The organism is Nostoc sp. UHCC 0302, from assembly GCF_038096175.1.
GTDB lineage: Bacteria > Cyanobacteriota > Cyanobacteriia > Cyanobacteriales > Nostocaceae > UHCC-0302.
Genome location: NZ_CP151099.1, coordinates 3933271 through 3946189, shown reverse-complemented (window position 1 = coordinate 3946189; position 12919 = coordinate 3933271). Strand labels below are relative to the sequence as shown.

The following is a 12919-nucleotide window of genomic DNA, read 5'->3' as shown; positions in this document are numbered from 1 at the left end:
TAAAAACTGCTACTTAAGTTCACACCAGCACCCAACTCTCCTTCCCTTTCAAGGGTAGGGAATTAAAAATCAGGCAGTAGAGAGGGTGATTTGAGAAACACGGAGTTGTGGAGTCAGGGTGGGCCAAGGTTCAGGGAAAAAACCACCGATTGGTAATGGAAGATGTTTGAGAACAGCAGCCTTAATCACTAAAAACCCACGACGAAAACAACTCAAACAACGATGGAGACAACTATTTTTAAAATTGCGTCGGGCAATATGGGTCAGTGGTAACTCATCCAAACAACTGGGGGGCAAATTAGCATCAACTTCTCCACCAACACTCACTTGCCACAAAGTAGCAATGGCAATTGCTAACCAATGTCGTTGAGCACGTTTAGGGTCGGTAATTTTAGTGCGATGCCAGGCAAAGCCACCTCGTTTGCCGTCTTTAAATAGACACTCAATCCAAGAACGCATCGAATACCAACAAGCATCGGCAACATCTGGAGGCAAATCAGTGACAATTAACCAAGGGTCGGCATAACCTTGCTCATGACGAGCTAACAAGGTACACTCAATCGAGTTGGTTTTAAAACAAGTTACAAGAGCCTGGAATGATTGACCTACGAATGGCACCAGACTATTTATTGGTCGCCAACAGTCCTCACCCTGAATTTGAAACAGTCCTTGAAGGTTAATCCGCATAAATGGATGCCAACCCTGACTCTTGATTTGTTCGTACAACCAATCGGCATACAGTCCTCGGTCTGTGGTGACGATGACAAACCAATCTGCGGGAACTGTTTGACTCACATAGCCAAATAATTCTTGCCAGTGAGGCTTCCAACTTCCGGGTTTGGTGGCTTCCACTATTTTCCAGGCTATCGGGATTCCGCAACCTCGGTAAACAACACTAATCGCCAACACGGTGAATCTATCACTCAATGTGGAAGCATCTGCTGCCAATGCTAGACGCTTTTCTGATTCTGGCCACAGGCTCAGAATCCATGACAATAAAGGACTAAAACAAGATGTGACATCAAGTGTTGCCCGCCCATCTTTTGTTTTGGTTTTATCTTCTGCGTCTCTTAACCATTCCCGTAACTGCTGAGGTACTGTATTTTCCTTTTTTCCCAATAGCTCTGCTAAAAACACCGAAACTGTTGTTAGTCCGCTTGATTGGGTCATGACTATCCCAAAACTCCACATTGCTAGTACCACTGCTTGTGATTTGGATAGATGCGGCATTTTTTCTATCACTGTTCTAGTCCATTTTCTTAATTCCTCATTCTTGCCTACCTGCATTCTCCCTCCAACACCCTGAAATTTTTGACCGCATCTACCTTAGTTATTTTTGCGGTTTGACCTCAGTTCTGTATTTTACTGGCTCAACTGCCTCTTTCTTAAACCCCTACCCTTGAAAGACTCTCCTTCCCTGGTAAACTGTCGTGTACACACAAGTTTTCGAATTATCTATAAATATCTAAAAACCTTATTTTACCCTGTCGGACATCCCTCTCTTTAGTAAGGCTAAGGTGTACACACAAGTCGAAAAACCTCATCTACATTAGCTGTCACCTCATAGGGTGCGTTATGGACTAAAATACTAGCGCATCGAAAATCTGGATGTGAAACAGCATTGCGGGAAGGTTTTCCTCCGCAGGCAACTGCTGTTAGCACAGCCTAAAGCTTTCTCTTCTCCTTTGGAGACGCTAGCTTGCTTCCACGTTAGCCTTAGTCCCGCAGGGAAGTGGTACGCTTAGAGCAACGTTAGGAGCATCACCCGTTCGCCTCTCGAATAGGACAAGGGTGCGTTGCACTGCCCTACAACACACCCTACACAACTACACAAGAAAATTTGAGGTATTGGGTCATTTGCGTGTACACCCTAGCCTTGCCTTACTAACGAGAGGGAAAGATTTTAGTGTGGCTAAAAGCGAAGGTGAGGTTTTGAACAAGATGAGTGTACACCGTAGTCTCGTAGCAAAGAGGTTTTTCCAAAATTACTGAATTAGTAATTCTAGGGCATAGGAGGCTTGCCAAAAGTCGGCGTTTAGACTTTTCGGAAAATTCAAAATTTATACGCCTACCTTGGTTAACTCCACTTCCCGTCGTCTGGGAACTTCATGAATCATGAAATCATAAGCTATGTCGGTCTTAGGAAAAATAGCACGCGCTTCCTGAAGTAGATCCTTTAACTCCAAGCTATTTCCAGGAGCATACCGGGGACTAAAATGGCTCATAATCAGCCGACGCGCTCCAGCAGCTAAAGCTGTTTGTGCTGCCATTGTACTTGTGGAATGCAAGCGTTGAAAAGCCATATCTGCATCTTGATGAGCAAAGGTTGCCTCATGAATTAAGACATCTGCATCTTTTGCTAATTCCACTGCACCATCACAGTAAAGTGTATCTGTACAATAAGCAATCTTCCGACCAATTTCTGTTGGGCCGCACAATTCAGTGCCATTAATCACTCGTCCATCGCTAAGGGTCACAGTTTCACCACGTTTAAGTTGACCATAAATGCGACCGGGAGGTATTTCTAACGCTTTGGCTTTTTCCACATCAAAGCGTCCTGCTCGGTCTTTTTCTGCAACGCGGTAGCCAAAAGCTGTAATACGGTGATGTAAAAGACCACAGCTAATGGTAAACTCATCGTCTTCATAAATTACCCCTGGACGGATAGCGTGGACTTTAATGGGGTAGGAAAAGTGTGTATGAGAGTAGCGTGAGGCTGCTTGAATATATTCATTTAATCCTGATGGGCCGTATATATCAACTCGCTCTACATTGCCAGCTAAGCCGCAACTGGCAAGAAGTCCCATCAAGCCGAAGATGTGGTCACCATGCATATGAGTGATAAAAATTCGGGAGAGTTGGCTAATTTTCAGGTCACTCCGCAAAATTTGATGCTGGGTGCCTTCACCACAGTCGAATAACCACAGCTCTGCCCTTTGAGGTAGCCTCAAAGCGACGCTAGAAACATTGCGCGATCGCGTGGGTACACCGGAACTCGTCCCTAAGAATGTTATCTGCACAGCGTTCTTAGTCTTCCTATTGCTCAAGTTGACGCTTTATTCTCTATAGTGGCACGGTTGATGAGCAAAATTTTCCTGTCAAGAGGCTGCACCTGTGAATACAGTTCTGATTTCAATGCTCAATCGTGTAGTTTGCTTTTTACTAAAAGAAAGAATTTAGGCGTGTAAAACCATGATAAAAAATTACTGCATCCACAATTATTTATACTTAGTATAAATAATATAACTTAATATGAGTTTTTACATGAGTTTTATAGCTTTGATTAATGTGAAATTGAAAGTATTATTCTATTTAAATAAAAAGTACTAATTATTATCCGCACAAACTTTAACTATATTGTCAATATGTAATCTTTAGTATTTAAAGTTTTTATTAGTTAAATTTAATTGGAATGAGAAAACTAAAATTTTTGTATTTGGCGATCGCTTTATCGTTTGTAGGCAATTTGGTAGCTATGCAAAGTATAGCAAATTTCAAGTTGATGAAGTACACAATATAGGCCTTAAAGTCACGTATAAAGCCTGTTCTCATTCTGTTAGCGTAGCGGGGCGTAGCCCATTCTGACTCCTGAATTCTAAATTCTGCTGTAGGTCTAAAAGTCAGGTGTAAAGGCTGTTTTACGTCTGAATTCTGACAAATGTATTCTGCTGTATTTATATAGTGTTAAATTTTTATCGAAGTTTTATTTATCTCCCAGATAGTAGATAGTTTTTTAAGTTAAATACAAATACAATATTTCAGTATTTTTTTGTAATTTAATTTTACTAAAAACCACGATCAAGAACTCTTATGCCAAGTAGACACTATTTGTTACGATGGCTATTCTTGTGTAGCCTTACCTTTTGTCTATGCCTGAGTCAGATTACCTTAGCAACTTGGCAAGCTAATGCTGAACAATACCTAAATCAAGGTATTACAAGCTACGCCAATAGGAATTTTGAAAATGTAATTAAACAAAGGAAAAAAGCTTTAAAAGTATCAAATATAACTTCAGAAATAGTAGGACAAGGTTTATATCTGCTGGAAAAATTACCAGATTCTCCTTCTAAAGTCTATGCTGCCATAGATTTAGCTAATTTTGTTCAATCACCTCCATCTAGGGCCATTTCGTCTTTAGTCGAATGTCCAGAATCACTTAAAAACTCGAAAGCTTTAGATTTACTTGTTCAAGCAGTCTCAATTGCTCGACGTTTGAAAGATTTTTCTGCTTTATCATTTGCCATAGGAAATCTTGGACACTTTTACGAATGCCGTTTTGATTATCAACAAGCTTTGAAATTAACTAAGCAAGCTCAAAATATTGCTGAAAAGGAGTCGAACTTTCAAGATAATTTATTTTTATGGTACTGGCAAACTGGACGCATTTTAAAAGCACAGAATCAATTTATTGAATCTATTAATTATTATGAAACGGCTTGTAAAATTTTATATAAATTTATTATTGCTAATTGGAACATTACTCAAAAATTTAATTTTGATGTTAGAGATGCTTTTGGAATAGTTTACCGTCAGTTTATTGATTTAAAATTAACTTTACTTAATGAAAATTTTACTAAACTTACAAAAGAAAGTGTTAATAATTATTTAAATACTATAAGTGTAGCCATTGAACAACTACGAATAGTAGAAACGCAAAAGTATTGTATTGCTAACTGTAAATTATTAGCGGGGAACAATAAACAATTAAGCTTAGAAATAGTAAAAAAAAGAGCAGCAATTTTAAATACTATTATTTTAGAAAAAAAGACTGCAATTATAATTACTTTTCCTGGTGGTTATAAAAAGTTTAAGTTGATTAATCTTGATAGCAAAACGTTGAGAGCAGAAGTCAATAAATTTCGTATTGGACTTGAAGATTACGGTAATATTATCTACAATCCTGAACAGGCACAGAAGCTATACGACTGGATGGTTCGTCCTTTCGGCAATGATTTAGAGTCATTGGGGATAAAAACTCTAATTTTCATCCAAGACGGAATTCTTCGCAGCGTGCCAATGGCAGCACTGCATGATGGTGAGAAATTCTTGGTTGAGAAGTATGCTATTGCTAATACTCTCAGCCTGACTTCAACTAATTTTCAAACAGTACAGCGCGAAAATTTACGGGCGCTAGTTGTTGGGTTAACCAAAGATGCAATAGTTAATGGCCGAAGATATCAGGCTTTGAGTAAGGTAGCCTCTGAAATCCGTGAAGTTGAGGAACAAATTCCGGGGAGCAAACAGTTATTAAATCAAAATTTTACACGCGATCGCTTACGAGCCGAACTCCACCAACATCTATATCCAATTATTCATATTGCTACCCACGGTGAGTTTGGTAAAGATCCCGAAGATACTTTCTTGGTTACAGGTGATAACGACAAGCTTACTATCACTGAGCTAGATAGCATCATTCGCAGTCTAGGTGATGACGCTAAAACAATAGATTTACTGACACTAACTGCTTGTGAAACTGCTATTGGTAATGACAGTAATGGTAATGCTCTTGGGCTGGCTGGAGTTGCGGTGCAGGCTGGTGTAAGGACTTCCTTAGCTTCTCTTTGGTCGATTAACGATGCCTCAACCGTTGAGTTAGTTACTAAATTTTATCAGGCTTGGCGTCATTCTGGAGTGAGTAAAGCAGAGGCTCTGCGTACAGCTCAGCAAGCACTGATTTCTAGTAATAAAGTTTCTTCTCATCCCGCCTATTGGGCAGCCTTTATCCTTGTGGGTAATTGGCTTTAGATAATCAATGATTAAAAATTATCTTGAATTCAATGGTTAAATTAATTACTAATTCATAACTTTTCCTTGTCTATACCTGCTTTGTTTACTGTTAAGGTTTAAATATCTCGAAGTTAATAGTAGAAGCTCAGACTTTTCATCGTCTCAAAATGCCTGAAAGTTTGAGACAATGAAAAGTCTGAGAAAGCCTCGGAGCAGAACTTTAGTGATTTTGAATTTTTTAATACTGAATCTAATAGCCGATATTTAGGAAAAATTTTAAAAAAAGTATTTTTATAGCCGAATACTTAGGGAACAAATTTTATTAAGGCTGCTGCAAAAGCTGCTATTATCAAGCGCCAAGCCTATCGCTCATAGCCGTGTTGCTTAAATAACTACTTTGCTCTGTTTTCTCTAACTTAGCCAGGCTAGCTAACATACTACTAAAGACTTGATTTATTTCCCCTTTGGAAGTGGAAGGTAGAAGTTCGCTCAGGGCATCATACCAGATACCCGCCTTGGCGTAGAGACTGGCTTTGAGCGCAGGATTTCTAGTCGCAGAGAGGCTATGTAAAAGACTTTGGGGTACTTCTATAACCTCTATTTCTGCCCTAGCAATGGGGTTTTGAGAAGGGTGATTAGGATTACATAAAGTTTGCAACTGCCAGAGATATCTTTTACCTACGCTTAAACCCGGTGACTTTTGTGGCAAGGAACGTTTCATGATTCCTTGTGAACTTTGGAATTGATGTGTATAAATATTGAGCTTTTTGGGTTTAAGGTTAGTGTCAAATTCGTAGAGACTAAATTGTATAGGTACAGGCTGATCATAGGGTATAAACCAAGCAAAAGTTGGGTGAGGTGAAGTGGTTTGTCCAACATGAGTTATTGGAGCAAGTAGTGTTAGCGATCGCCCGCTGGTTGTTTTGCACCCTCCCCTCACGCCTGATGAGTCTGAATACCCACTAGGGGGTTTTTGATCTGGTGGTGGTTGATATCCTGCTAATGCAGTCTGAGATATACCTAACGTTGTAGTCAAAATACAACTTATTAAAACTTTGGTGTTCAAAAGTTTGTGCAGGTGAGATTTCTTGTAAGTCATCATTGGGTGCATTTCACTTTTGTAGATGTAGGCTAAACTACAAGCTGAAGTTTCTGTTTTTCGTATTATTTCAGATAATTTTTCGCTAAAAAAATATGCTTCCACCATAATTCCTCCTCCTTCAGTATTTTCATAATCAAATACTTAAAAAAGTTTTCTAGTTATGCTTAACAATTGAACAAAAATGTATTGACAGATGTGCAGATATTATGATCTTCTGCATTTTTCTGTTATTTAATCATACATTACTCTATAGCTATAAAAATTTTACTTAGTCAAAATTTTTCATTTCTTATTCACTTGTACTACTTTTTTTTGTAGTCAACTTACTGGGTATGAATAAACATAGTCATAATATTTTGTTGCTATTAGATATTAGGATAGCTATGTGGTGCAGCTAGCTTGTAACTACTGTTTTTTGAATATTCAAACCACTTTAGTACGTTTATTTATGCCTACTTAGTTATTTAACTTTAAGCAAGATTAATAGTTTTTATTATTAACAAAAGGTTAAAAAAAGCTAAAAGCATTGCTAATTTAGGTGGGCAATTGCAATTTATCTTTGTATCAATATATTAATTTAAATTATCACTTCCACCAAAACTTTTGCATAGGCCAAGATAATTCACAAAGAGTACCTCTTGGCGAAAGGGGTACTCGTCGAAATTTCCCTTTGAATTGTCGGGCTAAATTTCTAAACTGTTGTGTTCCCCTCCCTTCTCTAGATGAACTGACTCCCAAGCCATCATCTACAATGCTAAGAGTGTACCAGCCTTCAGATGAAGAGCAAGTGACTTCAAGACGGGTTACTCCTGTAGCGTGTTTGCCAACATTGCACAAAGCTTCTTCGAGAAATCGGCAGAGACTTCGCTTTTCTTCAATATTCAACCGTCGCTCATCTACAGGTTCAAAAGTTCGAATTTTAACTCTGATAGTTCCAAAGCAAGGAAACTCTCGCTCTAAGGTATGGCTGTAAACTTGATAAAGAATTTCGTGAAGCGGATCTTGCAAATTTAGGACAAGACTTTTCCCTAAATAAAGACTCGTATCTTGAGCAAGTGGTTCTCGTTGTAAAAATTCATAAATTCCCCGTAATTCGTGATTTAATTTCTCAAGCTCTTTTTCTAATTCTGGCAGCAATTCATTGGTTTGTGAATCTTGGTCTCGAACGAGCTTCAAAACTTTTGCTAGGTTTTGTAAGGGACCATTGTGAATAGTTTCAAATGTACGTTCAATAATAGCTTGTCTAGCTTTAATTCCCGATCGCAAAGCTTGGTCATGTTGATATAGAGCCGTTAATTCTATACCATTTAAAGTTAAAACCAGAAATGCAGGTATAAACGGCACCCACCAACCCCAAATTAGGAGTAAGTAACTAAAAACTACTAAGCCCAGAGTAGCAATACCAACAACTACAAGATTTTTAAGAGGAGATTTCGTCAGCCTAGCACTAGCAATTCCTAAAAAACCCCAGCCCAAAATCCATATATATTCCCATCCATCTTGCCAAGTCTTTAAGAGTGGTCGAGAATCAAGTACTCCACTGATAATTTGGCTAACAGCGTGTGCTTGAATTTCCACTCCATATACTCGTCCTGCTGCTGGTTTAATAGATTCAATAGCAGAAGTAGTGATGAAGTCTTTACGGCTGGGGGAAGTTATCCCAATGATGACAATGCGATCGCGTATCCAATCTGGATTAAATTTACCAGCTTTGAAATCATATAAAGATAAAGTCCTGAACCTTTGTCGACCACTACGAAAATTCAGTAGTACTTGAACTCCACCTGCGTCTGTTCGCACATATGCCCCAGAGTTGGGTAAAAACCTGGGTAGTTCAGTATTACCAAATCTAATAGCAGCGCGATCGCGAATACCGTTTTCTAAACTAATACCTTCACGAGCTAAATAAATTGCTGCCAAACTTAAAGACAAAGATAACTTGTATCCTTTATGTGTTGGTGTTGCCAAAAGATTGCGCCTTAATTTGCCATCACTATCTGTAATTTGATCTGCAAAACCAACTTGTGTAGGTGGCAATGCTAGTGGTGGAGCAACTTCATCGGGTAATACTTTCTCTATGGCAATTAAATTTTTCAGACTTTGAAAAGCTGCAACTAGTTCATTATGTCCAGGGTTAACTGGGAAATCTCTATAAACATCAAGACCAATGGCTCTGGGTTTGTAAGTCTCTAATTTTAATAATAGCTGTGCTAAGTCGCGATCTGATATAGAAGAATCTATCGGAGCATTTTTGCGAGTGCGAATATCATCTTCATTAATACCCACTACCAGAATTCTTTCATCTAAAGTTTCTTGAGGGCGTAGACGTAGAAAGCTATCAAAAGCTAGCCACTCTAAAGATTGCATTACACCTGTGAGACGAGCAATAATTATCAAGCCAATTACTGCAATGCCTGGAAATACACCTACACGCCAAATGCCAATTTCCTCTTTGATTTTTATCCAAAGTCCAGGCTGCATAAGCGTCTACTTACTCTTTAGCTGTTAATTAGCTCTGAGTCATCGTTAACAGATCATTAATGAATGAATAAAAAAGTCACACTTATCTGAAGAGGTGACAAAATCGGAGATAAATCCCACAATATCAAGACTTTAGCAATTTCTGGTTAAAAAAGATAGCTTTTTAACCAGAAATTTCTATAAAAATAAAATTAATATCTTCCCATCTCAAACGCATCTACAAAGGAAACTGGGCTTTGAGATATTTACCTTTAATAATTCTGATTGACTTTTACTATCAATAAAAAAATAAATATCGCATCTTTAGCAGCACAGTTACTAATTAAGATGACAGACGATTTATGCTTATGTATATATTAATATACGTATTTTTTATTAATCAATCAGTCCTTCTTCTCTAGCTCGCATTTCAGTTTGAATTCGGATATTTTTACCTTCTTCAGGATAAACATCTAAAGCGTCTTGTAGTTTACTCCAGTAATGACGCACCATGCGTTCAGATAGACACATTCTCTCAGCAATAGTCTTATCTTGCAATCCTTCTTCAAATGCTAAAGTTAGCACCCTTAGCCATTCCGGTTTAACTTCTAATCCTGAATGAATTCCTTTGATATCTTTTGTATGAGTTAATCCTTGTAATGCCCAATCAACTCTGGTTAACATTTCCTGAGTAGAAAGACTTTTATCCGCAACTGTAAAACCTCCTTTATGACTGTCAATATCAGGTCTAATTCTTACCAGTGTTCTGACATTAGCACTTTGGACAACAATATTCAGGTTGGGATAGTTTTTCATCAGGGTTCTGAGAAGTTGAACACCTGTATCAGGCCGAGCTGTCATTCCAGAATTATTTGGAATAGAAAGATCCATAACTACAAGATCAAGCTGTAAGGTAGTAACTTGATCGAGAGCATTCTTAGCATTTACAGCAATGATAAATTCAGCATCAGGGTAATGTTTTCGCAGTACATTGACAGTTCCAGCCAAAACTGATTCGTGGTCATCAATTACTAAAATCTTCAGCAATTCCTTATCTGTTAAAGCTTGTTTCATAATTAACACCCTAATAACACCCTGCCGTTTGGGTACGTAAATATTAAATCTTTACTTTTATATGTATAAATTTCATATATTAAGTTGTTTAGTCCTTAATTAGTATATTATTCTGTATTTATAACTAAAAATATTTTTTCAGAGAATTGTTTTAAGTAAGCATAAAGTGCAGAAGTAATGTTTACCAAGAAAAATAGTAAGTAACACTGAGATTGTGTCTACTAAAATAACATTTTCCGGAAGTTAAAAATCGGAAACTTTCGCAAAGATACTCTAATTCTGTAAAGCTAGAATAAAAAACAAGTGTGGAGAGGTCAGTATATGTAATTTTAACTATTAGTTGAGATATGTTTTCCTGTTGTTTTAAACTGATAAAAACTGATGTTGGTATCAAAACTTCTGGCAAAGTGATTGCCAATAACTCTTCTAAAGCTCTTAAAACTATCAAACTACGATCAGCAGATTCATATCGCCAATAGATTGGCATATCAATATGAAAATCTAAGTGGGAATTTGATGCTATCCACTGTTCTAATGAGAATTCTATAGCCAAAGGCAAGCTATCTTGAATATATGCAGGAAATAAGCGATCGCTCAATTGTACTAACGAATGATAAAAGTTATCAACTTTCTTTAGGCATTCTTGAGTTTTAGTGAGTGATAAATTCAGATTGTCTATTGCCAACAAATCTAAGCTACGACGTATTGTGAACGATTCTTGTAATAAACCGTCACGGATTTTCTCAGCTTCTAGAAATAGTTTCATAGACTGCCTAGAAGACCACCATTGCAACGCTTGTTGAATCTTGTGATAGGATGTCATAAACCTCTTAAAGGTTATGACATAGACAACTAAAAGTATAATTGGCACACACAATTTCAGACACACAATTTATCTCTACATTGTTTATTTTACTACCATTAAAAAGAAATTCTAAGGAGCTTAGGGTATCTTTACACCTAGTAACCTGACGGACGTTTGTAAAAAAATTACTAAAATATGCCATAATTATTCACTACCTGTCCTGATTAATTACTAACTTAATTTGATGTTTATTTTTTTTCGTTTCATGAATGTATTTACTATTAGCAATAAAAAAAATATTGTATTTTTTGTAAACTAAATAATACAATACTAACTGTTTACAAATCAGTTATTAATCTTGCTTTTCTCAGTATAAATTGCAATGCTGTCTCTTCTTTAGAAATAATGTCTGCTTTCGCCTCCATCCCTGATTGGATATAACACTGGCGATCGCCATTTCCAAATTTCATATTTTCGGGTTGAATAGTTGCTTCAAAGTAGCTAGCAGCATTAGTTTTAGCACCTGATGTTGATGTATCTGTATTGTTGCTTTGAGGTGTAATTGCATCTGGAGAAACACCTTTAATAATGCCATTGAGAGTGCCATAATCAGGATAAGGACAGGCATCAATCCGCAATTGCACTTTTTGACCAACTGCGACGTGTTTAATTTCTTGAGTCGGAATGATCGCTTTAATAACTAGAGGAGCATTATCAGGAGCAATTTCAGCAATAGACTCGCTAGCACGTAGTACTTGACCGGGGTTCCGCAAATTTAGCTTAAGGATAATACCGTCACTACTTGCCCGTAAAATAGTATCTTGCAGTTGACTTGCAACTTGTTGGAGGTCTTTTTGAGATTGTCCGAGTTGACTTTGAATTTCAACCCGTCGCTGAATTAAAGCTTGCTTTTCTTTTTTTAAAGTAGCGATGGTTGCTTCACCTCTAGCAGTTTCTTGAGCAATGCGTTCTTGAGCAATCTCTACCGTTGCACTAGTGGGATTAACAGCAGCTTTAGCTGATTCCACTTTGGCTTTTTCAATATCAACAGCTTTTTTTGCACCTTCAAGACTGGATTCTGCTTGCTGAACAAGTAATTTTTTCTGCTCATACTCACGCCGACCAATTGCACCAATTTGTGTTAGTTGCTCATAGCGATCGCGATCTAACTTTGCAAAGTCTAAATCCGCTTGAGATTTTTGCAAGTCTGCACCTGCTTTTTGCAAACTTGCTTCTGCTGCTAGTAATTCACTGCTAGTATTAACTTGCTTCTCTTGGTATTCTCTTTGATTGCGTCCTAAATCTGCCTTAGCAGAAGAAACTGTCCTCTGTGCTACAGTTTCTTCTGCTACAATCTGGCTATCTAAAGCTCTGATTTGGGCATCAATTTGAATTATTTGTAGTCTGCTCTGTTGGATACTGTCTTGTAGTTGGCTTCTTTTGATTTGTAGTTGTTCATCATCAAGGCGAGCAATTATATCTCCATGTTTGACAAGCTGATTTTCTTTAACCAAAATACTTTTAACAGTTCCTTCCACTTTTGGTTGCACTAGCCGAATTTCTCCTGTAGGACGTACAGCCGCAGCAGCTTTCACCGTGACATTATATTTAAACCATGAGGAGAGGCTAATTGCAGCACCAACGCTCGCCATGAGAAAAATTCCCCCTAACGATGTCCAACGACTAACAGGAGGAAGAAATTCTTCACTTTGTACTGAGGGGAGGATTTTTTCATTACGGGTGTGGAGCAT

Annotated in this window: 8 protein-coding genes; 1 reads left to right on the top strand and 7 read right to left on the bottom strand. The window is 37.7% G+C overall.

Annotated elements, in window-relative coordinates:
* Positions 1-69: 69 nt before the first annotated feature.
* Complete coding sequence (locus WKK05_RS17110) at positions 70-1230, bottom strand: transposase (RefSeq protein WP_341530521.1); 1161 nt, start codon at positions 1228-1230, stop codon at positions 70-72.
* Positions 1231-2060: 830 nt separating this feature from the next.
* On the bottom strand, positions 2061-3020 hold the full coding sequence (locus WKK05_RS17105; protein WP_341530784.1) for a ribonuclease Z: 960 nt from the start codon (positions 3018-3020) through the stop codon (positions 2061-2063).
* Positions 3021-3810: 790 nt separating this feature from the next.
* Here WKK05_RS17105 and WKK05_RS17100 point away from each other — a divergent pair.
* Positions 3811-5745, top strand: a complete 1935-nt coding sequence (locus WKK05_RS17100) for a CHAT domain-containing protein (RefSeq protein WP_341530783.1) — start codon at positions 3811-3813, stop codon at positions 5743-5745.
* A gap of 331 nt (positions 5746-6076) precedes the next feature.
* On the opposite strand, the gene WKK05_RS17095 is transcribed toward WKK05_RS17100, so the two are convergent.
* The 5 genes from WKK05_RS17095 to WKK05_RS17075 all read right to left on the bottom strand — a co-directional run bounded on the left by WKK05_RS17095 (position 6077) and on the right by WKK05_RS17075 (position 12919).
* Positions 6077-6934, bottom strand: a complete 858-nt coding sequence (locus WKK05_RS17095; RefSeq protein WP_341530782.1) for a DUF928 domain-containing protein — start codon at positions 6932-6934, stop codon at positions 6077-6079.
* A gap of 480 nt (positions 6935-7414) precedes the next feature.
* Positions 7415-9310, bottom strand: a complete 1896-nt coding sequence (locus WKK05_RS17090) for a CHASE2 domain-containing protein (RefSeq protein WP_341530781.1) — start codon at positions 9308-9310, stop codon at positions 7415-7417.
* A gap of 375 nt (positions 9311-9685) precedes the next feature.
* On the bottom strand, positions 9686-10363 hold the full coding sequence (locus tag WKK05_RS17085) for a response regulator transcription factor (protein ID WP_341530780.1): 678 nt from the start codon (positions 10361-10363) through the stop codon (positions 9686-9688).
* Positions 10364-10544: 181 nt separating this feature from the next.
* Positions 10545-11186: a hypothetical protein gene (locus WKK05_RS17080; protein ID WP_341530779.1), complete on the bottom strand. Its 642-nt coding sequence runs from the start codon at positions 11184-11186 to the stop codon at positions 10545-10547.
* A 320-nt stretch (positions 11187-11506) separates the two neighbouring features.
* A complete protein-coding gene (locus tag WKK05_RS17075; RefSeq protein ID WP_341530778.1) occupies positions 11507-12919 on the bottom strand; it encodes an HlyD family efflux transporter periplasmic adaptor subunit in 1413 nt (470 codons plus the stop codon).